Consider the following 24,031-nt stretch of genomic DNA (forward strand, 5'->3'; position numbering starts at 1 on the left):
ACCCTCAGGAATAGCGCCAGTCAAGGCGCTGCGCGCCATGCCTGGCGCACAACGAAAAACGGCACCGCGAAGGTGCCGTTTTTGTTGCTTTTGCAAAGCAGGTCGAGCGTATTACTTTAGACGCTCAAACACCGTCGCAACGCCCTGCCCCATACCAATACACATGGTGGCTAAGCCCAGCGTGGTATCGCGCTGCTGCATGACGTTCAGCAGCGTCGTGCAAATGCGCGACCCAGAGCAGCCTAACGGGTGGCCAAGCGCAATTGCACCACCGTTTAGGTTTACTTTTTCGTCCATAGCATCCAGGAAGCCAAGATCCTTCAATACCGGCAGGCCCTGTGCCGCAAAGGCTTCGTTCAGCTCAACGGTCTGAATATCGGCAGCAGACAAGCCCGCCGCTTTCAGTGCCTTTTTAGAGGCTGGCACCGGGCCATAGCCCATGATGGAGGCATCGCAGCCGGCCACACCGGTCGAGAGCACTTTGGCAATCGGCTCCAGCCCCAGCGCCTGGGCACGCTCGTAGCTCATCACGGCCATGGCGGAAGCGCCCACTGAAAGCGCTGACGAAGTGCCCGCCGTCACGGTACCGTTACGCGGATCGAAGACCGGCTTCAGGTTCGCCATGGATTCCAGGCTGGCATCGGCGCGAATCACCTCATCGTTTTTCACTAGCACTTTGAAGCCACGCTGGTCGTGACCTTCGACGCCGATGATCTCATTGTCGAAGCAGCCCTTCTCCATCGCCGCTTGTGCACGTTGATGCGAACGGACACCGAACTTGTCCTGATCTTCGCGGGAAATACCGTGCATTTTACCCAGCAGTTCCGCCGTGAGCCCCATCATCATGGCGGCTTTGGCCGCGTATTTACTCGCCGCCGGATTCACGTCGACGCCGTGAGCCATCGGTACGTGCTCCATGTGCTCAACACCGCCGATCACGTAAAAATCACCCATGCCCGCCTTAATGTTTGCAGCAGCAATATGCAGTGCGGTCATCGAAGAGCCGCAGAGGCGGTTCACCGTTTGGGCAGGCACCGTACGAGGAATACCGGTCATGATCGCCGCGTTGCGAGCGATGTTCATGGACTGCTCTAGTGTCTGATTGACGCACCCCCAGATCACGTCGTCTACTTCCGACGGATCCAGATTAGGGTTTCGGGTAAACAGCGCCTGCATCACGGCAGCGGAGAGGTTTTCGGCACGCACGTTGCGGAAGGCGCCGTTTTTCGCTTTCGCCATGGCGGTACGAACACCGTCAACCACCACGATATCTCTCGGATTCAAACTCATCTTATTTCTCCTGTGGGTGGTGACTTAGGCCTGAGCGTTTGCAGTGGTGCCAGCGTAGAACTGCTCGTTATTCTGTGCCATAGCACGCAGCTTCTCGGTGGGTGCATAAAGCGGCCCCAGCTCTTGTGCTAAACGGTCGGCCAGCGCAACAAACTCGGCTACGCCCAGCGCGTCGATGTAGCGCAGCGCACCGCCACGGAAGGGAGGGAAGCCAATGCCGTAAATCAGCGCCATATCGGCTTCTGCGGGCGTATCGACAATGCCATCTTCCAAGCAACGCACAGTCTCAAGGCACAGCGGCACCATCATGCGAGCAATGATGTCCTCATCCGAAAACTCTTTTTGCTCTTTCACCACTTCTTTTACTAGTGCGTAAGCCTGCTCGTCGCTGACTTTCTTAGGCTTACCCTTCTTATCTTCTTCGTAGGCGTAGAAGCCTTTGTCGTTCTTCTGACCCAGGCGCTTGTTATCGTACATCACTTGAATAGCGGTTTTGCCTTCACGTGCCATACGATCCGGGAAGCCTTCGGCCATCACCTCGTTGGCGTGCACGGCGGTATCCATGCCGACGACATCCAGCAGGTACGCCGGGCCCATGGGCCAGCCAAACTTCTCCATGACTTTATCGACGCGCTGGAAGTCGGCACCCTGCTCGACCAGGAAGCTAAAGCCACCGAAGTAAGGGAAAAGCACACGGTTGACCAGGAACCCAGGGCAGTCATTCACCACGATGGGGGTTTTACCCATGGCCCGGGCATAAGCCACGGTTGCGGCAACGGCGGCGTCCGAGGTTTTCTCGCCACGAATGACTTCCACCAGCGGCATGCGGTGCACGGGGTTGAAGAAGTGCATGCCACAGAAGTTTTCCGGGCGCTTCAGGTTCTTAGCCAGACGGTTAATCGAAATGGTCGACGTGTTGGAAGTTAGAATCGTGTTCTCACTTACCTTGTCTTCTACTTCGGTCAACACGGCGTCTTTGACGTTGGGGTTCTCGACCACCGCTTCTACGACCAAATCGACATTACCGAAATCGCCGTAAGAGAGCGTTGGACGGATGTTAGAGAGTTTTTCGGCCATCTGCTCGGTGGTGAGCTTTTTACGCTCTACCTGTTTAGAGAACAGCTTGCGCGCCTCTTTCAGGCCTAGCTCGATGGCATCGTCCTTGATGTCTTTCATCAGGATCGGCGTACCCTTGCTGGCACTCTGGTAGGCGATACCCCCGCCCATGATGCCAGCACCCAACACGGCGGTTTGCTTGACTGGCTGCGCCTGCTTCTCGTATTTGCTGCCTTTCTTTTTAACGACTTGGTCGTTAATGAACAGACCTACCAAGTTGAAGGCAACGCTGCTCAGCGCCAGCTTGGCAAAGGATTTAGCTTCAATCGCCTGGGCGCGGGCGCGGGTTTCACCGGCACCTTTTTGAATCACTTTGATCGCTTCAACGGGCGCTGGGTAGTGCGGGCCCGCTTTACCGGCCACATAGCCTTTGGCTGTTTCAAACGCCATCATCTGCTCAATGGCATTGAGCTTCAGCGGGGATGTTTTTTCTTCCCGACGGGCTTGATAATCCAGCTCGCCTGCATTGGCGCGGTCAAGAATATCCAGCGCCGCCTCTTCCAACAGCTCATGGGCAACAGCCGCATCTACCGCGCCCACTTTTAAAGCGGCATCTGCGCGATTTTCAGTGCCACCCGCAATCCACTCAACAGCGTTATCGGCACCAATCAGGCGCGGCAGGCGCACGCAGCCACCCCAACCCGGCAGAATGCCCAGCTTGGTTTCTGGCAGGCCAATTTTGGCCTTCTCGCTCATCACGCGGAAATCGGTGGTCAGCAGCACTTCGCAACCGCCGCCCAGCGCCAACCCGTTGATCGCCGTCACGGTGGGGAAAGGCAGGTCCTCAATCGCATTGAAGATGTCGTGAACCTTGAGGTTCATCTCCACCAGATACTCTTCGCCCTTGTCGAACAGGCTGTGAAATTCGGTGATGTCGGCGCCGACGATAAAGGCGTCTTTGCCACTGCGTATCATCAGCCCTTTCAAACCACTTTCGGCCTGAATCGCTTTTACCGCATTGCCCAGCTCTGCCATAACGGCGCTGGATAGCTTATTGACGGACTCATCTTTCAAATCGAAAGTGAGCATTGCGATGTCATTGCCACCCAGGGTGTCACGACGCTCCACCGTGATGGCATTGCCTTGATAGATCATGCGCGCTCTCTCCACAAGTTCGGGCTGGCACGCCGTTGACGAGCCTGCCACGCATTTCATACGGTCGTTTGATTGCCTTAGCTTGGTTGAGTTACGCCAGTACGTCAAGCCCTGACTTTTGGCTAATCCGCTTGCTTGATAGACACCTTTCTAAATGCACACATTTCTTACGCTTTTTTAGCGCATAATGGCGTATCACATCGACTTTACCCGCTATCCCAACGATCATATACGTTTCATTGACGAGTTTTTAACGCTATGGGGACACTCTTAACTCCCGCCCGCATGGAAGCACTGCAAGGGCGCGTCGAAAGGATCGTAGAGCGCCTAAAGCCCTGGAGTTGGCTCTGGCCGCCCATGGCGTTTGCGGCCGGATTAGGCAGCTTTTTCCTCGTTGATCGCCAACAGTGGCTGGGGGCTGTTCTAGCACTGGGGCTGCTGTTTGCTTGGCTACTGCTACTATCCGAAAGTTTGATTGGCCGCTGGCTGGCCCATCACGGTCATCCGACGCTGCCGAAAGGCATTACCGCTTTTATCGCTCAAATGATTCACCAGGAGACGCTGTTTTTTACCTTGCCGTTTATTCTGGTGACCACCGTGTGGAACAGCGGCCAAGCGCTGTTCGCGCTGTTGGTGATTGGTATGGCCGTGTGGTCGATTATCGATCCGCTCTACTACAAGCTCGCTGGGCGCTGGCGCAGTCTCTATTTTATGTTTCATGCCCAGTGTGTGTTCTTGGTACTACTGGTCATTCTGCCCATCATGGTGCACCTCACCACGGGACAGAGCCTACTGTTAGCATTGGTATTAACTGTTTTAGTGGCTCTACCTAGCTTTTGGCATTTATTGAAAAAGCGCTCCCTCGCGCGCTGGCTAGGCTTTTTTGCACTAGCCGTGGTGCTGGCTTATGGGGCATGGCTTGGTCGCGTGTGGGTACCGCCCGCTAGCCTCTGGATGACCAGCACAGCGCTATCCCCAGCGTTTGATACACAGCAGCGCACACCTCAAGGCACCATGGCATTGACGCCTGATGCTATCCGCAGTAATGGGCTGTATGTGTATACCGCTATTCGTGCGCCTCGCGGATTAAGCGAAACTATCTACCATGCGTGGCATCATAACGGTGCAGAAATGGACACTGTGGAGCTTGCGATTAACGGCGGGCGCGAACAAGGCTACCGCGCATGGAGCCACAAGCAGAACTTCCCCGAAGACCCATCGGGGGAGTGGCGGGTCGATATTATGACGGACGGTGGCCAGCGGCTGGGCCTAATTCGGTTTACTGTGTCGGAAGATGCTGACAAGGCAACCGTCGCCGATAGCACCATTCAGCCTAGCGGGCTGAGCGCGCTTAATTTACGTCGTTTTATCCCTGGAAAGAACGGCACTCAAAGCGACTCATCAGAGCCGGAGTAGCAGAACACCTTGCATTCAGCGACGCAGCTTATGACAATTCGTTCACTTACACTTTTCGGCAGTTAGTTACCTATGGCATCAACAATTGGTTTTCGTATTGCTCGTTTGCCCCATCTGTGGCGCTCGATCCTCGATCGCAGGCTGGCACCATTAGGGCTGACCCAAACCCGGTGGGTGACTCTGTACCATCTTTGGAAACTGGGGGAAGGCAATCCTCAGTGTGATTTGGCGCGCGCGATCGGTGTCGAGGCGCCGTCGCTGGTGCGTACTTTAGGACAGTTGGAGGCGCAAGGTCTGGTCGAGCGTCGCGCCTGCGATGACGATCGACGCAGCAAACGGCTCTACCTTACTCCAGCCGCCATACCGCTCCTGGAGCAGATCGATAGTGTGGTACTGGCTGCGCGTCAGGAGATGCTAGCAGGCTTGAGCGAACAGGACCTGGACCAGTTGGATAAGTGGCTTGCGCTGATCGAATCCAACGGTCTGGCGATTCAGACAAGGGATCAAGATAGCCCCACAGCCTAATCATTAGACGTTTCTTTGTTCCACGCCATCTGGCGCTAGCGGTTTGGCAGGTGGGTGGTCTGAAAGGCCGCTCAACGCCTTCTTGAGAGGTTCGATATCCGCCAAATAGCGCGTAAACCGCTCGGCGGTTTGTGATTCCCACCACCATAGCGTCAGCGAATGGGCGTTAGATTCCAATACCAACGCATCCTGGGGCAGACGCTCTAACAGAGTTCGTAAGTGTGTGCTGGCCACATCGGGCAAGGGACGCAGCGGCGCAATGCGCCAGCGCCAACCCGCGTGAAAAGGCTCCAAAGCGTCACTAGCGTTGGAGTCACGTACCAGTACAAAATCAGGCCCAGGCGCCTGTTGCGGGTAGTGCCAGCGATACGCGGGCATCGTGCCTCTAAAATGATGTAGAGGTGGTTTGGCCATTTTGACCGCCACCCCCTGACGCGCTGCGCAGGAGCGCAGCGCCATCTGGCGCTTTTGGCGCGGGCTTGGTTTTAACCACATGACTGGCGCAATCACAAACATCAGAATAAAAACGATGATCAACCATTCCATTGCAACGCTTACCCTCTTTTCGTCAAACTCAACTCGTAATATTTAAAAACTATGACCTAGGTCGTTGTTAAGATTCATTTTCAGACCTAAAGTAAAGGTATCGAACAAGAGCCTTTCTGTGTGCCACATCACCAAGGAGATACGCCATGAGCTATCGCCATATCCTGGTCGCCGTCGACTTAACCAAAGACTCTCACAAAATCCTTGAGCGTGCGGTGGCGATTGCCGAGCGCAACAACGGCGCGAAAATTTCGATCATGCACACTCTGGAACCCTTGGGATTCGCCTACGGCGGCGATATTCCTATGGATCTTACCAGCATCCAGGACCAGCTAGATGAGCATGCCAAGAAGCGCTTAGCGGAGATCGCCGCGCCTCACGTCGAGGCTGCTGACCAGCATGTGGTGGTAGGTATGCCAGACACGGAGATTCACCGCTTTGCCGAAGAGCACGGCGTTGACCTCATCGTGGTCGGCTCCCATGGCCGTCACGGCTTTGCTTTGCTGCTTGGCTCCACCTCTACTGGCGTATTACGCGGCGCTCAGTGCGACGTTTTAGCCGTTCGTGTGGGCAAAAAAGGTGAAAAAAGCGACGAATAGCTTTTTTAACGGTAAAGGCCCCACCCGGGGCCTTTAGCATATAACAGCGCTAGCTATTCGCCATTGGCCATTGCTTCAAGCTCCATCCAACGCTCCATCGCCACTTCCAGTGCCTGCTGAACCTTCTCTAGCGCTTGCAGTTTAGCCGTCACAGCGGTGGCCTCCTGCTGATAAAACGCCGGGTCGCCAATCTCCTGCTCAAGCGTCTCTACGTCCCCCTCTAAGCGTTCAATCTCAGCGGGCAGCGCATCTAGCTCACGCTGTAGTTTGTAAGAGAGCTTAACGGCTTTTTTAGTCGGCTCCGCCGCTGGGGCTGGCGCAGCTTTTTTAACGGCCTCGCTGGTGGGTTCTGTGTGCTGGCGTGCAGCACCTTCCCACGGTGCGGGAGGCAATTTACCCCCCTGACGAATCCAGTCGGTGTAGCCACCCACGTATTCACGCACGCGCCCTTCGCCCTCGAATGCCAGCATGCTGGTGACCACGTTATCCATAAAGGTTCGGTCGTGGGAAACCAGCAGCAGAGTGCCATCAAAATCAAGCAGCAGCTCTTCAAGCAGCTCCAACGTTTCCATGTCTAGGTCGTTGGTGGGCTCATCCAGCACCAGTACGTTAGCAGGCTGAGTAAACAGCTTGGCTAACAGCAGGCGATTGGACTCGCCCCCGGATAGCGCTTTCACTGGCTGACGCACGCGATCTGGGGTGAACAAGAAATCCTGCAGATAGCTCATCACATGGCGGTCTTTACCGCCCACGCTGACGCGATCACTCCCCTGGGCTACGTTGTCATACACCGTTTTTTCCAACTCGAGGCCGGCCCGTAGCTGATCAAAATAGGCCACTTTGAGATTAGTACCTAACTGTACGCTGCCTTCGGTAGGGGCCAGCTCGCCAAGCAATATTTTCAACAGCGTGGTTTTACCGGCACCGTTACGCCCCAAGAAGCCGATGCGGTCGCCACGCATCACTTCCAGGTTCACGTTGCGCAGGATCACCTCATCACCAAAGCGCTGAGTAACGCCTTTGAGCTCGACCACCCGCTTACCGGTGCGCTCGCCACTATCCACCGTGAGACTGGCGGTGCCTTGACGCTCGCGGCGTTGGCTGCGCTCATTGCGCATGGCTTCTAGCGCGCGGACGCGCCCTTCGTTACGGGTACGGCGCGCTTTGATCCCCTGGCGAATCCAGGCCTCTTCCTGAGCGAGCTTTTTATCGAACAATGCATTCTCGCGCGATTCGACCTCCAGCTCGTGCTGTTTGCGCTCTTGATACTCGCTGTAGACACCGGGATAACGCCCGAGCTTCCCGCGATCCAGTTCTAAAATATTCGTCGCGAGTTTCGACAGGAACGCCCGGTCGTGGGTGATCAGCAGCACAGCGCCGTTGAAAGCGAGCAGCTGCTCTTCCAGCCACGCGATGGTGTCCAGGTCTAAATGGTTGGTCGGCTCGTCCAGCAGCAGTAGGTCCGGCTCGGAAACCAGCGCACGGGCCAGCGCCACCCGACGACGCCAGCCGCCGGAAAGCGCGCTCATCTCCGCTTCGGGTGGCAAACCCAGTCGTGTGAGCACGACATCGATACGCTGATGAAACGACCAGCCGTCAATGGCTTCAAGACGCGTTTGCAGCGTCGCCATGCGGTTCATATCCGGGTCTGGGTCGTTGATGAGGTGCTGATATTCAGACAGCAGCTCGCCCGCTTCGGGCAGGCCTTGAGCCACCATATCAAAAATCGTCATGCCCGATGATTCAGGCAACTCCTGGGCCAGCACGCCGATTTTTAAGCCCGGCGCACGCCAAATGGTGCCATCATCCGGCTGAATATCGCCCGCTACGAGCTTTAGTAGCGTGGATTTACCGGTGCCGTTGCGTCCGACCAGCGCCAGTCGCTCGCCTCTTTCAACCGTCAGGTCGGCGCGATCGAGCAGTACTTGGGTGCCGCAAGCGAGTTGCAGCTGTTCGAGTCGTAACAGGGTCACGCAGTGTCCTCCTTCGTCGTGAGGCGCACAGTGTAACGCATGCTTCCGAATTACGATGCCCCCTTGTAGAGCCAAGCGAGACAACGTGCTAACGTCCAGCGTGAAAGAGACAACGCCTACGGCTGTCTTGTGGCACTTACAGGGTGGAAAAACGTGACCGTTACCGTCTCCATGCACTTTGTCAACGAGCTGTTTCGTGGCTTGGCTCCCACCGGGCAAGCGGCCACGCGCTATTTGATGCTGTCTGGCATCTCCCCGTTCTTGCTCGAGGCTCCCAATGGCCGTGTAACGGTGGAACAGTTTGCCCAGCTTTACCGACTTCTGGCGGTGGAGTTCGACGATGAGACGCCCGGCTTTTTCTCTCGGCCACTGCGCTGCGGCACTCTCAAACTGCTGTGCCTCAGCATGCTGGATGCCCCCACGCTGCGTATCGCACTACATCGCTACACCCAGTTTTTTCGTATTGTGCTGGATGACTTTGGCTATTGTTTTTCCGTAGAGGGCAGCCTGGCTCGTATGGCCCTCGAGGAGCACAAACCGCTTCAGGGTAGCCACATTCTGGTGCATGAGCTGATGTTGAAGCTCTTTCACGGCATTGCTTCCTGGCTGATCGCGAGAAAAATCCCGCCCATATTGATGGAGTGCAGCTATCCACAGCCCGCCCATCGAGCTGACTATCTCTATTTTTATCCAGGCAAGGTGACCTTCAATCAGCCGAAAACGGCGGTCTATTTCGATACGGTTTTTCTGGAACATCCCGTCCGGCAACGCAAGCAGCACCTGGGGGCTTTTTTGCAGCGTGCGCCAGCAGACTGGTTTTATGTCTCTTTCGAAGACCGTATCGCCACCCATCGCGTGCGGGAGTACTTGCACCGCCACCAGCTCTCTTCCAGCACCATTCACGACGTGGCCAATGCGCTGCACGTGTCCGTCCGTACCCTGTCGCGCCACTTGCAGGCAGAGGGCACCCACTTTCAGGCGGTAAAGGACGAGTATCGGCGGGACGTGGCCATTCAGGTATTGACCCGAAGCAGGGAACCACTCTCCGCGCTGGCCGAAACCCTCGGCTTCGAGGACCAGGCCTGCTTCAGCCGAGCCTTCAAGCAATGGACCGGCAATTCGCCTGCCGCCTACCGCAAAGCGCAGACAGCAGGCACCACGCTCTGAGCCGCTAGATCTCCGTACGGATACGTTTTTTATCCAGCTTGCCTACGCTGGTCTTGGGTATTTCATCGACGAAACGTATCAATGAAGGCACTCCCCAACGGTTGAGCTTGCCCTGCGCCACGAACTGCTCCATGAAACCCTGAATCGCCTCGACGGTAGGTGGCCGATTGAGGTCGCTGGGCACGACGAGCGCTGCGGGACGCTCCCCCCACTTGTCATCCGCCACGCCGATGACCGCCACTTCAGCGACGCCGGGGCATTGACTGATATAGCTTTCCAGCTCCAGGGAGGACAGCCATTCGCCGCCGGTCTTGATGACGTCCTTGATGCGATCACTAATGGCCAAAAAGCCATGCGCATCCAGCGACCCCACATCTCCGGTGTGTAACCAACCCTCTCGCCATAGCTCTTCGCTACGCGTCTCTTCCTTGTAGTAAGCCTGGGTGAGCCAGGGCGCTTGTACGCGGACTTCCCCCACACTCTGGCCATCATGAGGAAGCGGCTGACCATCCACATCGACCACCTGCAGCCGCACGAACGGCACCGGAAGACCGGCCTTACAGCGCCAGGGAAGCTGGCTTTCGAAGTCAGCCTCCGCAACCTCCTTCGGCAAGATATCGGCAGTGAGCAGAGGACACGTTTCCGACATGCCATAAGCGCTGCGGGTGTCGATCCCAAGCGCCCAGGCACGGCTTGCCAACGCCTGGGTCAAGGCGCTACCTCCGACCAGCACTTTCCAGCCAGTCAAATCGACTTTTTTCGTCGCGATGGCCTCCGCGCTCACCACCATGTTGAGCAGTGTCGGTACGCAGTGAGAAAAATCGACCTTTTCACTGACCAGCAGCTTCACCAGCATCTCCGGCTCGTATTTGCCCGGGTACACTTGCGTCGCGCCCAGCAGCGTGGCGGTGTAAGGGACGCCCCAGGCATGCACGTGAAACATCGGCGTAATGGGCATATACACCTTGTCTCGGTTCAACAGCTCGAAGCCAGGCGCCTGGAACGTGCTGGCCTCGCCCAGCGTGTGCAACACCAGCTGACGATGAGTGAAGAACACCCCTTTCGGGTTGCCGGTCGTGCCGGTCGTGTAGAACAGCGTGGCCACGCCATTTTCATCGAACGTGGGGAAATCATAATGGCTGGGCTGGTCAGCCAGCAGGGCCTCGTACTCCCCCACCAGTGGCAGCGACGTCGAGACGTCACGGCGCTCTTCCTGACAAAGCACGTAGCCACGAATATCGGGAAGTTGCTGCGCCAGCGGCTCCAGCAGAGGCACGAAGTCCTCATGCACCAGCACGAAGACGTCTTCCGCATGCTGCATGGTGTAGAGAATCTGTTCGGGTGCCAGGCGGACGTTCACCGTGTGCAGCACCGCACCTATCATGGGAATGGCGAAGAAGCATTCCAGATAGCGGTGGCTGTCCCAATCCATCACCGCCACCACATCTCCTGCCTGCACTCCCTGCACCGTCAACAGATGAGCCAGTTGATGGACCCGCTCTTGAAAACGATGGTAGTCGTGACGGCCTTGATCGCGGTACACGATCTGATTATTGCCCGCCATGCGAATGCCAGACTCCAACAGATCCTTGATCAGCATGGGAGGGTTGGTGGCGGAGGATGTCGAAGGAAGCAGTTTTGGCGTTATCGTCGGCATAAAACGTACCTTTGATTGTTGTTGGATGTCTGGGGCAACTTAACGCTCGATCAGTAGCGCGATACCTTGCCCGCCACCAATGCACAGCGTAATCAGTCCAAAGCGCCCCTGAATGCGCTCCAGCTCATGCAACGCTTTAAGGATCAAAATAGCGCCGGTGGCCCCCACCGGATGCCCAAGAGCGACCGCACCGCCATTGGGGTTGAGCTTTTCCAGCGGAAAATCGAGCGCGCTGGCCACCGCCATGGCCTGGGCGGCAAAGGCTTCATTGGATTCGATCACATCGATATCGTGGATGGTCAATCCAGCCTGCTGCAAGCAACGCTTGACGGCTGGAATGGGGCCCAACCCCATCAGCGATGGTTCCACGCCCGCTGTGGTGGCCACCCGCAACCGCGCACGCACGGTGAGCCCGCGCTCCCGGGTCTCTTCAGCATGGGCCAGTACGAGGGTAGCGGCGCCATCGTTGATCCCTGAAGCATTGCCTGCGGTCACGACCCCTTCACGCTTGAAAGCCGGTTTCAGCCGAGCCAGGTCACTGAGCACCACTTCTTCCCGGACATGCTCATCACGGGCAAAGGTCAGCGTCTGCTTGCCCCGGGTCACCTCTACCGGCACGATCTGCTCATCGAAGCGGCCTTCCGATAGTGCCCGCGCTGCTTTTTGATGGCTCTCGAGGGCGAATTGATCCAACTGCTCGCGGCTGAAACCGTGCTGCTGCGCGATATTTTCAGCGGTGATCCCCATGTGACCACTGCCGAACGGGTCACTCAACACGCCAAGCGTCAAATCCTCGATGCGGGTATCCCCCATGCGAATACCGTGGCGCGCCTGCGGGGCCAACACGTAGGCTCCGCGAGACATGCTTTCGGCACCGCCCGCCAAAGCGAGGCGACTGTCGCCCAGGACAATCTGCTGAGCCGCAGACACCACCGCCTGGACGCCAGAGCCGCACAGGCGATTAACGTTGAAGGCACCGGCCTCTTTGGGAACGCCTGCACTGAGTGCGATGTGGCGGGCCAGATAGGCATCCTGCGGGCCAGTAGTGATGATATGGCCGTAAACCGAATGATCGATGTCGGCGCCCTCCACCCCGGCCCGGCGCAGGGCTTCCACGGCGGTGATGGTGCCTAACTCATGGGGGGCGAAGGCGGATAGCGAACCGCCGAACCCTCCGATGGCGGTGCGCGCGCCCCCTACAATCACCACGCTATCCAACTGCATATAGACTCCTTGTCGACCGTTTTTTGGACCTCTTGCTCAAGAGGCTTTGCCCAGCAGCGAGCGCGCAATCACTTCTTTCATGATCTCGGAGCTGCCGGCATAAATGGTTTGTACCCGAGCATCGAGATAGAAGCGCGAAATGGGGTACTCATGAGTGTAGCCATAGCCACCAAACAGCTGCAGACAGCGATCCACCGCATGACACTGCAGTTCGCTCAGCTGTAATTTAAGAATCGCCGCCTCGGTGCTGCTCATGCTGCCTTGCCGATACCGCTCCATGCACTGCTCGAAGTACGCCCGGGCCATGTCAAGCTGGGCTTTGAGCTGCGCCAGAGTAAAGCGAGTGTTTTGAAAATCGGCAATCCGCTGGCCGAAGGCTTCCCGCTGGGTGACGTATTCGAGGGTTAGCGCTAGCGCCCCTTCTATCGCCCCCAGGGCCTGGGCGCCCACCCCCAAACGCTCACGAGGCAGCTCTTGCATGAGGTAACGAAACCCTTCGCCCTCGTTGCCCAATAGCGCGTCTGCGGGCAACTTCAACTGATCAAAGGCCAGCTCCGCAGTGTCGCTGGCATGCTGGCCAATTTTCTTGATCGGTTTACCTCGGGAAAAGCCGGGCAGCGACGTTTCCACTAAAAATAGCGAGACCCCTTTGGCGCCGGCACAGGGATCGGTTTTCGCGCACACGATCACCAGATCGGCCACCTGACCATTGGTGATGAACAGCTTGCCACCGTTGAGCAACCAGCCATCCTCTACCCGCGTGGCGCGGGTTTTCATCGCAGCCAAATCACTCCCGGCGTGGGGTTCGCTCATGGCAATGGCCCCCAGGCTCTCCCCCAAGGCCATGCGCGGCAGCCACTTTTCCTTCTGCTCAGGTGTCCCCAGCTTCTGGACATACGGCATGACAATATTGGCGTGGATGTTGTAAGCACTGGCGAGGCCACCAAAGCCCTGACGAGACATCTCTTCGAGCACCCTTTGCGTGATGGCGATATCGGCCTCTGAGCCACCGTACGCTTCTGCCAGGTCAATACCCAACAGCCCTGCCGCCCCCAGCGCCAGCCACAGGGAGCGTGGTATTTCCCCCGCCTCCTCCCACTGCTGGTAAAAAGGCGCTACTTCCTGTGCTAAACAGCGGGTAATCATGGGCTGAAAGAGCCCCAGCTCCTGGTCGTCCATCATGACTCTCCTAGCGCCTGGCGCAGATGGCGCTTGAGAATTTTACCTGCCGTGCTCTTGGGCAGTGCGTCGGTAAACATCACCCGCTTGGGTACCTTGTAAGGGGCGATCAGGTCCTTGGCGTGTCGAATCAGCTCCGCTTCACTGGCGCTTTGCCCCTCCTTGAGCACCACCACCGCGGTAATCGCCTCGATCCATTTGTCATCGGGTAGCCCCACGACCGCCACCTCTGAAACCGCCATGTGCTTGAACAGCACCTCTTCCACTTCTCGACTGGCGACCAGCACACCGCCGGTATTGATCACGTCCTTGATACGGTCGACGATGTACAAATAGCCCGCTTCATCGACATACCCCACGTCTCCAGAGTGGAACCAGCCTCCCTGAAATGCCTCCGCGGTCATCTCAGGTTTGTCCCAGTAGCCCAGCATGAGCTGCGGAGAACGATGGACAACTTCCCCATGCTCTCCAGGCGGAACATCGTTGCCCTCCAGATCGACGATGCGCGTTTCGACCGTGAGAATCGGTCGTCCAGCAGAGGCCGGCCGTTCGGCATGCTCTTCTGGTCGCAAAACAGTCGCCAGGGGCGCTATTTCGCTCTGTCCGTAGCAGTTGTACAGGCCGACACCATGAAAGCGCTGCTGCATCTCTTCGAGTACCGGCACCGGCATGATGGAGGCCCCGTAATAGGCTTTTCTGAGGCTCGAGAGATCATACTGATCAAAGTGAGGGTGCCGTAACAGACTGATCCACACGGTAGGAGGAGCAAAAAAAGAGCTGATCTGGTGCTGTGAAATGGCAGCCAGGCAGCTTTCCGGCAGGGGGGCTTCCAGCAGAATGACGGGCGCTCCCAGCAGTAGCGCAGGCATCAGAAACACGTGCATTTGCGCCGAGTGGTACAAGGGCAGCGCTGCCAGCACGACGTCATCTGCCTGGATATCCAACTCCACCATGCACGCCATGTATTCGGCCATGAGCGCTTGATGGCTCATGATGGCAGCCTTGGGCGCTGCCGTGGTACCAGAGGTATATAGCAACTGGGCAACGCTGGCCCCCTCCAGCGCAACGTCTGGCTCATGGGCAGCATGAGCCTGAGAAGCATGGAGCCCGTGGGTACACGCCAGTACGTCGAAGGCGTCTTCTTGAAGCGATGCCCCCTCCGCCTGCAGGGTACCGTTGACGACCAGCGACAGCCCCGCGACGGCAGCGCGAACCTTGTCACCTAGCACCGTGTCACTCAGTACCCCTTTTGCGCCCGACTGCTCCAGAATGTAGCGAAGCTCGTCACTGCTCAGCGCAAAATTGACAGGGACGTGAATCAGGCCCGCCTTGCTACAGGCCAGCCACGCGATCACATAGGCATCCGAGTTTTTACCGTATACCGCCAAGCGATCGCCCGGCGCCAGCCCTGCTTCCAGCAGCGCATTTGCCACCTGGTTGGCCGCGTTATTGAGCGCTTGATAACTCCACGTACGCTCGCCGAACGTCAAGGCCCGCTTCTGGGCATGCTTGCGCGCGCTGCGGTTAAGCGCAGCGCCAATCGTATTGCGATGAATGTTATCTACAGACGTCATGGCTGTTTAACCCTTTACGAGTGGGCAGACACTTTCAGACAGTGGCCGGAACGCTTCCTCGGCAGGAATGGTGCGGACCACCCGGAACAAGTCGTCTTCATCTACTGACTTTGCTGGGGTTTTGACTTCCACGAGGTACATGTCGTGGACCATACGGCCGTCTTCGCGGATATAGCCGTTCTGGGCAAAGATATCGTTGATAGGCGTGTCGGCCATCTGCTGACGCACCGTCTGGGTATCGTCTGTCCCGGTGGCAGCGATGGCGTCCAGGTAGTGGCGAGTGCTGGAGTAGAGGCCAGCATGCACCATGGTAGGCATGCTGCCCGTACGCTCCCGGAAGCGTTCTGCCCAGGCGCGGGTTTCCTCGTTCAAGTCGTAATACCAGGCTTTGGTGAACTGCAGCCCTTGGGCATTTTCCAGCCCGATACTGCGCACATCGGTACTAAACAGCACCATCCCCGCCAGGATTTGCCCGGCCTGGGTAATACCAAACTCCCCCGCCGTCTGAACCGCGTTGATGGTGTCCCCGCCCGCGTTATTCAACGCAATGACGTCAGCACCGGAGGCCTGCGCCTGTAACATGAACGATGAAAAGTCGTTATTGGGGAATGGATGACGCGCACGCCCTACGATGGTGCCACCATTTTCAGTGACCACGCGCTCGACGTCTGCTTCCAACGCATGACCAAAAGAGTAATCGGCACTCAACAAGTACCAGTTTTTGTAGCCTTCTTCGGTAATGGCTTTAGCGGTGCCGTTCGACATTGCCCAGGTGTCATACACCCAGTGAATATGATGCGTAGAGCAGTGTTCGTTGGTCACGCCGGAGGAGACGGCACCATTCACCAGCCCCAGCTTGTCGGCCTCCTGCAGCAGACTGACGGCCGCCAACGTGACCGATGATGCCACCAGGCCCGTGACCATATCGACGTTGCGCTCATCGATCCATTCACGCACCACGCTGGAGCCCACGTCAGGGCTGTTACGATCATCGGCACTGAACACCACGATATCCGCACCGTTGACACTGCCACCAACATCCTCAATCGCCATCTGAATGGCATCGAGCCCCAGAGGACCGATAGGATCGCGGTACACACCTGACATATCGGCCAGATAGCCAATGCGGATTTCGTTATCAGAAATCCCTTCATGGGCGGCGACAAACGGAACGAAGCCTGCAGCAACCACCGCAGAGGCTAACGCAGACAGGGTGAAACGACGTGATAACGGCATGAGGGTACCTCGCTATTGTTGTTATTGAGGTGAAAATCACAACGCTGGTGTTGCGCCTTCACTCATTGAATCACGAGCATGGCGGTGACTCATTTTCATGGTAAGAGCAAACAGGCCTGCACTGTTTACCTATTGAGCCAGTTTTTTTGCAATTCGTGCCATTTGCAGTGTGATCCTTGCCACGTTCATGGCGGCTTGCGTTGGCGAGCCAAGCGGCACCAGCGTTACAATGGGGCCACTGGCCCATAGGAGAGATGACCACCTTGGCGACTCAGCAAGCACACAACGCGTTACCTGAAGCGCTACAGTTTCGCCCCAGCACACCGCTGGTCGATATTGGCGCCAACCTGACCCATGAGAGCTTTCAGCGCGACTTGAGCGACGTGATTGCCAGGGCCCGAGCTGCCAACGTGACCACAATGATCGTGACCGGCACCGATGTCGCCCACGCTAAGCAGGCCTTGCAGATGGCGCAGCAGTACGCGGGGATCTACGCAACGGCGGGCGTTCATCCCCATGATGCCAGTGGGTGGAACGACACGGTCGCCCAAGAAATGCGGCAGCTTTACCGTATGCCGAAGGTCGTGGCGGTTGGCGAGTGCGGGTTAGATTTTAATCGCAACTTTTCAACCCCAGAGCAGCAGGAGCGTGCGTTCGAGGCGCAGTTGGCTCTGTCAGCAGAAAGCGGCCTGCCGCTGTTTTTGCATGAGCGGGATGCTGGCAAGCGAATGCAAGACATACTGCGCAGTTGGCGAAATGATATTAGCCAAGCGGTTATACACTGCTTTACGGCAGACCAAGAGACGCTGCATGGCTATCTTGATTTAGATCTGCACATTGGTTTGACAGGCTGGATATGCGATGAGCGCAGAGGCCATCACCTGCGCGACATGGTGCGCGATATACCGCTAGACCGCCTGATGGTGGAAACCGACTGCCCTTACCTACTGCCCCGCAATTTGCCTGCTAAATTGAAGGGACGCCGCCACGAACCAGCGCTACTGCCCTGGATTGTTAAAGAAATAGCCCGCTGGCATGACGTGAGTGATACCGAGCTTGGCGTGGCGACCACTCGCACCGCCCAGCGTTTTTTCCGAATTGAAGCGGACGCTTAAAAGGAGCAACTGCGTGGCTGACTATCCTGGATTTATTGCCATTGAAATAGGCGAAGATAATGGCTTGCCGCTCTCTATTGCGTGGTCGTTACCCGACGGACGAATCAAACAAACGCTGATCCAGCCGGACGACAGCTGGATCACCGAAGATAGCAATGTGATGGGCGCTTACAGCATTGAGGAGTTAGAGAGCCTAGGCGTCAGCCCTCTAGATGTGATTCGTGAATTAGAGAACGACCACTTCTCTGCCACGCTATACACCAGCGATAACGGCGAAGATGAGGCCGCGCTGGCGCGTTTGTTTGACACCTACGGCCTGGACCCTTTTGTAGAGCTGGCACCCGCAGGGGTACTTTACGATCAGATCAGCTCTAGTGAATGGCACCGCCTACGTAGCGAGATGTTTAACGACTTGGGCTTAGAGCCAATGCGTCCAGAGCACGAAGTTAAGGTGATGCTCACGTTGCACCAACAGCTTAATGAAAAAGATTAAGCGCTAACTTCAGTGGCTGCTAGCAGCGCTCTGCCTGCGGCTATTGCCTGTTCCAACGTATCGCCCTGCTGATAGTAGCGCGCCAAGGCTAAGTAAAACGCATTGGCGCGTTGCGGCAACCCTTCTGCTAAATAGCGCTGCGCCCGGGCAGCGACTCTCTGCGCAAAGGCATCTCGATCTACCTCTACTTCGCCCCCTAGGTTATCCACGCTCACGTGGAAGGTACGCCCGCAGGCCTGGGTGAATAGCTGTTCCAGCGCCTGAGGAGCAATTTCAGCATTTTCGAATGCTTGCTGCTCTTGGCCGTTACGGCCATCGGGCAAGTACCAATAGCCATAATCTTCTAACAGTCGCCTTTCTTTGCCCGCAATACACCAATGGCTGATTTCATGTAGCGCACTGGCAAAGTAACCACGCGCAAAAATGACCTGATGATAAGGCGTTTGATCGGTGGCTGGTCGATACAGCGGCTCATCGCCTCCTTTTATCAAACGCGTCTGGTAATGCGCCGCAAAGACGCCATCAAACAGCGCCATAATATCGCCCAGGGTCCAACGCTCTTGCTCTTCAATCACCATATTGCCACTTTTCCCATGCATTTCGCGCAGTATACCCGCTGTGGCTTAGCCAGCTAAAGAGGAGACAGCAAAGCGCAGCGACTCCTGCTACTCTATCGGCCTTTCTTAGGTCTCTTGGCTAAAGGGGAGCCATACCTTGGGCGGCTTTACTAGCGATATCAAATCCATCTATTGGCCAGAAACTCGCACACTTGTTGCGCTGGCCTTGCCTATTTGCGGCGCTCAGCTAGCCCAGGCGGGCATGAGCGTTGTCGATGTCATGATGACAGGTAGACACAACGCAACGGACTTAGCCGCCGTATCAGTGGGCTCAAGCTTATGGATGCCGCTGATGCTGTTTATGACCGGCACGCTGATGGGGCTAACGCCGATCGTGGCGCACTTATTAGGCGGCCAGCGCAATAACGATATACGCCCAGCCGTACATCAAGCCCTTTGGGTGGCGTTGGCATTAGGCATCACTGCCGCAGGTTTATTATGGGTCGCCGTTACACCTATTTTTGAACTGATGAACGTTCCTCCTGGTGTTGCACAGGAGTCGGCGGCTTATCTAAGCGCCGTTGCTTTTGGAATGCCTGGGATCGCGCTTTTTCAAGCGTTACGCGCCTTTTCAGATGGCATGAATCATACTCGCCCTGCTCTCTGGATCAGCCTTGTGGGCCTTGCCGTTAACATCCCCTTTAACTATTTGCTCATTTACGGTGGTGATGGCCTAGCCAATCTATTGGGTACTGGCATCCCTAATAGCTTGCAACAGCTACCGGCGCTGGGGGCTTTTGGCTGCGGTATTGCCACCGCTATTTCGATGTGGACAATGGCCATCGCGATGGCGCTTTATACAAGGCGCGGAAACACCTACCGCAGCGTTTCACTTTGGGAGCAGCTTACGCCGCCACAATGGGCGGGCATTCGTGAACTTGTGGTGGTGGGTGTGCCTATCGGCGTCGCGATTTTTGTTGAAGTCACTCTATTTACTCTGATCGCGCTTTTTATAGCCAGCTTTGGAGAAGTTACTGTAGGTGCGCACCAAATCGCCCTCAGTTACACCACCATTCTGTTTATGCTGCCCATGTCGTTAAGCATGGCGTTGACCGTTCGAGTAGGTAATACGCTGGGCCAGCGACGCTTAGCCATGGCACGTAAAGTTGCCTGGAATGGCATTACGATTAGCGTCATCGTTGCGGCGATCAATAGCACGCTATTGTGGTTTACGGCCCCAACAGTGATTTCGCTATACACATCCAATACTGAGATCCAGGCATTAGCATTAACTATTATCGCGCTAGCGGTTATTTTTCAGCTGTCGGATTCTCTGCAGGTGAATTTGGCAGGGGCACTACGCGGCTATAAAGACACGCGCATCGTCATGGTCATCACCGTGCTCTCTTATTGGATTGTGGGCTTAGGGGGCGGACACTGGTTAGGAGCCTATGGCTTGGGAGGTGTGTCTGAACCAATGGGTGTACACGGTTACTGGATTGGGCTGATTGCTGGTCTCAGCACAGCCGCTATATTGCTGGCTTGGCGATTAAAAACGATCAGCCAACAGGAGTCCCCAAGCAACGTTACGGCAAGTGGCTAGCCGCTTCGGCGAGCCTATTTCTGGAGGGATGTGGTGACAACAGCGCCGACCAAGCCTGGCGCAGCAGTCTGAACAGTGGCTGACCCACGTCAATCAATTAATTGACGTTCACCCTATTTCCTCCCCTGAGGCTATTACGGCCTATCAAACTTCGTGGTTCTCTATGAGTGAGTAACCCTGAGGCACCTTGGCTACAATTTCAGAATGCTTTGGAGGAGCGCCAGCAACTAAAAGCGGCATTTTCTGCCTGTGATGTCGATTAAAAATCATGTTTACGCTTAACCTCGCGCTCAAGCTGTGCTATTGGTGAAGGTAGCGGCAGGCGGTGTTCACTGTCTGCCAATGTCGTGACCACGCAGTACAAGGAGGGACACCATGGGCTCACCCCTGTCAACTCGCTCTGCCCAGGTCATCGACCTGGAAACCGTGCGTCAGCGTCAGCAGGCGCGAAAGTGTTTAGTTCGTTTAGCACCAGAGCTAGATGGCTTGGAGATGGTCTACCAGCTCGCTGCGAGTCCCGACACCTACTACGGCCTGCCCATTCTTGCCTGGGGGCTTAGGGAAGATGGCAACGTTGTGGGGCTTGTTCCTTGGATGGAGTCGCTGGCGGCCTGCCATGAGCTGGATAGCCATGAAAGTGGTTTCTTCGTCGGCTACCGAGACCCTGAAACCGACGAAATTTTCGAGCTTCCCCCTGACCATAAGTACGATGAGCTAAACGCCGCTGCCAGCTATTTTGAGTATGAGGCTTCTAGCGAAATTACGCTGATTCAACAGCTTCCTGATACTTTGGGCACACATGCACTCTGCATGAACCACCCTAATGCGCCATGGCACATGAAGCCTGTGTACGGATGGCGGCTGTATAGTGATGGCAGCATAGAAGCGATGGTGGCAGACGAGCAAAAAGCCACCATGACCCCCATTTTACTGGGCGACAAGTGCTTGTACGACGCGCATTCTCGGCATCAAACCGTCTATTTCTTCCAACGCCATATTGCTAATCGCATTCTGGAAGAGGATCCAGCCACGCTTGAGGCACTCGCCATGATGGTAGTGCCGAGTAGTGATCACGCTTAGCGATAATAGGCAAGGCGCTACACCCTTAGTCGTTGAGCGCCTTGCTTTGGCTCCACAAGATCACGCTAAGCGGATAAAGTAGACGTACTGATCGTCTGCGATATTTTTATCTATCAGCTCGTGCCCTAAAAATTGACAAAATTTTGGCACATCGCGCGTAGTCGCAGGGTCGGTTGCCACGACCTTCAATACTTGGCCTGCTGTCATATCACGGACTTTATTATGCATCAGCATAATAGGCTCAGGGCAATACAGCCCGGTGGTATCTAGTTCAGCGTCAAACGCGTTGTGGTCATCGGTATTATCAGTCATCGACTCTCTCGGTTAGGAAACAGACACTATGATAAAAATCATCATTGAACGGCGCATTATGCCCGGTTTAGAGGACGAATATGAACAAGCAGCGCGCGAAGCAATGCGTGTGTCACTGGGCGTTAGAGGCTTCGTTGGTGGTGAAACCTTGGTTGAGCTTGGCCACACAGACCGCCGTTTAATGATTACCAAATGGCGCGACTTGCGCGCTTGGAAAGAGTGGCACGCCAGTGAAGAGCGCGCCATGGCAATGCAGCGTATTTTACCGCTACTTACCGAAGACGAAACCATCCGCATTTATGAGCCAGGCTACTAGCCCAGCGGCGGATACCTGCCAGGTTAGTGAGCCAGCCTAACGTATACCGTCACCTCTTCCCGATCATGGTAGAGGTGGCGACAACGAATAGTGGCCCCTACGCCCGCTGTCGCTAACGCTTCTTCTAGCGTTGTCAAACAGCGAGTTACTTCATCCCAGCGCTTTTTCATCGGCAGCTTGAGGTTAAAAATGGCCTCCCGGCACCACTTGCGCGTCAGCCAGCGCTCAACCATGGCCAAGACCCGTACTGGCTTGTCGACGATGTCACACACCAGCCAGTCCAAACGCTGGGGCGGCTCCCAGGTAAAGCCATCTTCACGTAGGTGATCGATCTGCCCGGTGGCCATGAGCTGTTTGTCCATTGGGCCGTTATCGATGGCATAGACATACATACCACGCTGCACAAGCTGCCATGTCCAGCCACCTGGCGCTGCGCCTAAATCAGCCGCCTGCATATGCGTAGCTAGGCGCTCGTCCCACTCTCCTCGGGGGATAAACTCGTGCCAGGCTTCTTCGAGCTTCAACGTTGAACGGCTAGGTGCTCTGGATGGAAAACGCAGGCGACGAATTCCGTTAATTAACTCACTGCGGTTATCGGGAAAGCTCATGCCTAGCTGCACACGATCACCGTCTGTCCAAAAAATATGCAAGCGGCGAGCCCCCGCCTTACCCCGTAATGCACCACGCTTTTTCAACATACTCTGAAGAGGTTTTGTCAGCGCTTTAATTAATCCGGCTAGCGCTTTGCCATCATTAGTATCCGGCGTTTCGTGCCAAATTTCTTCAAAGCTCCAGCGGCTTGCTTTGACCTGATCTAAAATCGCCGTAAGCCGATCATCCCGAGACAGGGTCAACGCGGGCAGCGCTGCTAAACTTTGCCTCGCAAATATGAGCCGTTTAAAGGCTGCCTGACGGTGTAAATCATTTATCGCCTCGCCATCATGGCGCGTTAAACTTACCCAGCCTTCACCTTGCATCGGCTCACAGGGAACCCCCTGTTGCTTCGCATGGTGCTGCATCTCTGCCAACGCATCGTGTTCAAAACCTGGCCGGCAGTAAACAAGCCATGACGTGGGTACCGTGTCACTCACCTTTCACCTCTAACATAATCTGCAACCCATAAACGCGATATAACAGCTTGCTCGCGTAGCGGCCTGCATCATAGCACTTTATGCGCACCTCACTCTAAGCGCGTCGTCTTTTCGTTCGAAGTGTCGTACACTACTAGCTTGATATCTCGACAGTCCTTTCTTTATGGAGAGGGCTTTTTTTATGTCATTCAATACCATTTGTATAACGACGCAACCAGCCTTTTGCTACTGCGTTTGCCAAGGAGAGCATCATGGGGCAGCGACCTCCCCTTATAATCAATCGACTTGATGCAGACCGCTTGCAGCGCCTGATTGATGCAGCGACTGAAAAGGATCAAATGGTGGCCGAGCTGTTACAAGATGAGCTTAGTCACGGGGAAATAGTCAATCCCGAAGAGATTCCTGATAACGTTGTGAGCATGAATAGCCAAATTCAGTTTACCGATCTCACCCGTAATCAGCAGATGGTACGTACACTGGTTTACCCGCACTCTCTCGGTAACACCGAAGATGCCATCTCCATTATGGCCCCCATCGGTGCTAGTCTTTTAGGTGTGAAGGTAGGCGATACTATCGATTGGCCACTGCCTAACCAACAGGCAACCCGTTTACGGGTAGACGCCATTCTATGGCAGCCTGAACGCGAGAAACAGTACCACCGCTAATCGTTTAGTAACCTATTTAGCCGCCCCTAACGGGCGGCTTTTTATTGCCGATCCCCCCGGACGGAGCATGCCCACAGCAAAAAGCCCCGAACATACTGTGTTCGGGGATTTTCTTCGGCGCAACAAAAAACCCAGCCGTTTGGCTGGGTTTTTTGCGGTATAGGTGCCTGACGATGACCTACTCTCGCATGGGGAGACCCCA

Annotated in this window: 22 protein-coding genes; 10 read left to right on the top strand and 12 right to left on the bottom strand. The window is 56.0% G+C overall.

Annotated features, from left to right (window positions below):
* Positions 1–111: 111 nt before the first annotated feature.
* Together fadA and fadB are read right to left on the bottom strand one after the other, a co-directional pair.
* Positions 112–1,290, bottom strand: coding sequence for an acetyl-CoA C-acyltransferase FadA (fadA, locus tag BMY49_RS13790; RefSeq protein WP_062375348.1), 1,179 nt, complete (start codon positions 1,288–1,290; stop codon positions 112–114).
* A gap of 24 nt (positions 1,291–1,314) precedes the next feature.
* Positions 1,315–3,501: a fatty acid oxidation complex subunit alpha FadB gene (gene fadB, locus BMY49_RS13795; RefSeq protein WP_062375346.1), complete on the bottom strand. Its 2,187-nt coding sequence runs from the start codon at positions 3,499–3,501 to the stop codon at positions 1,315–1,317.
* Between the two features lie 258 nt (positions 3,502–3,759).
* Between fadB and BMY49_RS13800 the strand changes: the two genes are divergently transcribed.
* Together BMY49_RS13800 and slyA are read left to right on the top strand one after the other, a co-directional pair.
* On the top strand, positions 3,760–4,917 hold the full coding sequence (locus BMY49_RS13800; protein ID WP_089675840.1) for a DUF5924 family protein: 1,158 nt from the start codon (positions 3,760–3,762) through the stop codon (positions 4,915–4,917).
* A gap of 72 nt (positions 4,918–4,989) precedes the next feature.
* Positions 4,990–5,442, top strand: coding sequence for a transcriptional regulator SlyA (slyA, locus tag BMY49_RS13805; RefSeq protein ID WP_054641086.1), 453 nt, complete (start codon positions 4,990–4,992; stop codon positions 5,440–5,442).
* Between the two features lie 3 nt (positions 5,443–5,445).
* Here the strand turns inward: slyA and BMY49_RS13810 are convergent, their stop codons facing one another.
* The gene (locus BMY49_RS13810) at positions 5,446–5,988 is read right to left on the bottom strand and encodes a hypothetical protein (protein ID WP_058577842.1); all 543 of its coding nucleotides are present in this window, start codon (positions 5,986–5,988) and stop codon (positions 5,446–5,448) included.
* Between the two features lie 146 nt (positions 5,989–6,134).
* Between BMY49_RS13810 and BMY49_RS13815 the strand changes: the two genes are divergently transcribed.
* Positions 6,135–6,587, top strand: a complete 453-nt coding sequence (locus BMY49_RS13815) for a universal stress protein (protein ID WP_062362015.1) — start codon at positions 6,135–6,137, stop codon at positions 6,585–6,587.
* 53 nt (positions 6,588–6,640) lie between these two features.
* Here BMY49_RS13815 and BMY49_RS13820 read toward each other — a convergent pair whose 3' ends face one another.
* Positions 6,641–8,560, bottom strand: a complete 1,920-nt coding sequence (locus BMY49_RS13820; protein WP_089675841.1) for an ATP-binding cassette domain-containing protein — start codon at positions 8,558–8,560, stop codon at positions 6,641–6,643.
* Between the two features lie 153 nt (positions 8,561–8,713).
* On the opposite strand from BMY49_RS13820, the gene BMY49_RS13825 reads away from it, so the two are divergent.
* The gene (locus BMY49_RS13825; protein ID WP_089675842.1) at positions 8,714–9,727 is read left to right on the top strand and encodes an AraC family transcriptional regulator; all 1,014 of its coding nucleotides are present in this window, start codon (positions 8,714–8,716) and stop codon (positions 9,725–9,727) included.
* A 4-nt stretch (positions 9,728–9,731) separates the two neighbouring features.
* Here the strand turns inward: BMY49_RS13825 and BMY49_RS13830 are convergent, their stop codons facing one another.
* From BMY49_RS13830 to BMY49_RS13850, 5 genes are read right to left on the bottom strand one after another with little or no spacing between them, the layout of a single operon-like run.
* On the bottom strand, positions 9,732–11,384 hold the full coding sequence (locus BMY49_RS13830; protein WP_089675843.1) for a fatty acid--CoA ligase: 1,653 nt from the start codon (positions 11,382–11,384) through the stop codon (positions 9,732–9,734).
* Between the two features lie 39 nt (positions 11,385–11,423).
* Positions 11,424–12,608 (bottom strand): beta-ketothiolase BktB, encoded by a 1,185-nt coding sequence (bktB, locus tag BMY49_RS13835; RefSeq protein WP_089675844.1) that lies wholly within the window; start codon positions 12,606–12,608, stop codon positions 11,424–11,426.
* Between the two features lie 36 nt (positions 12,609–12,644).
* Positions 12,645–13,787, bottom strand: a complete 1,143-nt coding sequence (locus BMY49_RS13840; RefSeq protein WP_058577838.1) for an acyl-CoA dehydrogenase family protein — start codon at positions 13,785–13,787, stop codon at positions 12,645–12,647.
* Entirely contained in the window at positions 13,787–15,361 is a 1,575-nt protein-coding gene (locus BMY49_RS13845) for a fatty acyl-CoA synthetase (RefSeq protein ID WP_089675845.1), read from the bottom strand. Before BMY49_RS13845 ends, BMY49_RS13840 begins: the two co-directional genes overlap by 1 nt.
* Positions 15,362–15,367: 6 nt before the next feature.
* Positions 15,368–16,597, bottom strand: a complete 1,230-nt coding sequence (locus tag BMY49_RS13850; RefSeq protein WP_089675846.1) for an ABC transporter substrate-binding protein — start codon at positions 16,595–16,597, stop codon at positions 15,368–15,370.
* 254 nt (positions 16,598–16,851) lie between these two features.
* Here BMY49_RS13850 and BMY49_RS13855 point away from each other — a divergent pair, with 254 nt between their 5' ends.
* Both BMY49_RS13855 and BMY49_RS13860 read left to right on the top strand, forming a co-directional pair.
* Entirely contained in the window at positions 16,852–17,712 is an 861-nt protein-coding gene (locus BMY49_RS13855; RefSeq protein ID WP_089675847.1) for a TatD family hydrolase, read from the top strand.
* Positions 17,713–17,725: 13 nt separating this feature from the next.
* Complete coding sequence (locus BMY49_RS13860) at positions 17,726–18,205, top strand: hypothetical protein (RefSeq protein WP_044629783.1); 480 nt, start codon at positions 17,726–17,728, stop codon at positions 18,203–18,205.
* Here the strand turns inward: BMY49_RS13860 and BMY49_RS13865 are convergent.
* Positions 18,202–18,804, bottom strand: a complete 603-nt coding sequence (locus BMY49_RS13865; RefSeq protein WP_244154975.1) for an elongation factor P hydroxylase — start codon at positions 18,802–18,804, stop codon at positions 18,202–18,204. The two genes, BMY49_RS13860 and BMY49_RS13865, sit on opposite strands and share 4 nt — an antisense overlap.
* 115 nt (positions 18,805–18,919) lie before the next feature.
* Between BMY49_RS13865 and BMY49_RS13870 the strand changes: the two genes are divergently transcribed.
* Positions 18,920–20,365: an MATE family efflux transporter gene (locus tag BMY49_RS13870; RefSeq protein ID WP_074210757.1), complete on the top strand. Its 1,446-nt coding sequence runs from the start codon at positions 18,920–18,922 to the stop codon at positions 20,363–20,365.
* 375 nt (positions 20,366–20,740) lie between these two features.
* The gene (locus BMY49_RS13875) at positions 20,741–21,445 is read left to right on the top strand and encodes a hypothetical protein (RefSeq protein ID WP_089675849.1); all 705 of its coding nucleotides are present in this window, start codon (positions 20,741–20,743) and stop codon (positions 21,443–21,445) included.
* Positions 21,446–21,505: 60 nt separating this feature from the next.
* On the opposite strand, the gene tusA is transcribed toward BMY49_RS13875, so the two are convergent.
* Positions 21,506–21,757 carry a sulfurtransferase TusA gene (gene tusA / locus BMY49_RS13880; RefSeq protein ID WP_044629787.1) on the bottom strand — a complete coding sequence of 84 codons (252 nt, stop codon included), beginning with the start codon at positions 21,755–21,757 and terminating at the stop codon, positions 21,506–21,508.
* A 28-nt stretch (positions 21,758–21,785) separates the two neighbouring features.
* Here tusA and BMY49_RS13885 point away from each other — a divergent pair, with 28 nt between their 5' ends.
* Positions 21,786–22,073, top strand: coding sequence for an antibiotic biosynthesis monooxygenase family protein (locus BMY49_RS13885; protein WP_044629788.1), 288 nt, complete (start codon positions 21,786–21,788; stop codon positions 22,071–22,073).
* 23 nt (positions 22,074–22,096) lie between these two features.
* On the opposite strand, the gene rlmM is transcribed toward BMY49_RS13885, so the two are convergent.
* Positions 22,097–23,164 (bottom strand): 23S rRNA (cytidine(2498)-2'-O)-methyltransferase RlmM, encoded by a 1,068-nt coding sequence (gene rlmM, locus BMY49_RS13890; protein ID WP_058577831.1) that lies wholly within the window; start codon positions 23,162–23,164, stop codon positions 22,097–22,099.
* 251 nt (positions 23,165–23,415) lie between these two features.
* Here rlmM and rnk point away from each other — a divergent pair, with 251 nt between their 5' ends.
* Positions 23,416–23,829 (top strand): nucleoside diphosphate kinase regulator, encoded by a 414-nt coding sequence (rnk, locus tag BMY49_RS13895; RefSeq protein ID WP_054641084.1) that lies wholly within the window; start codon positions 23,416–23,418, stop codon positions 23,827–23,829.
* Positions 23,830–24,031: the final 202 nt, after the last annotated feature.

It is taken from the genome of Vreelandella aquamarina, assembly GCF_900110265.1.
GTDB classification, from domain to species: domain Bacteria; phylum Pseudomonadota; class Gammaproteobacteria; order Pseudomonadales; family Halomonadaceae; genus Vreelandella; species Vreelandella aquamarina.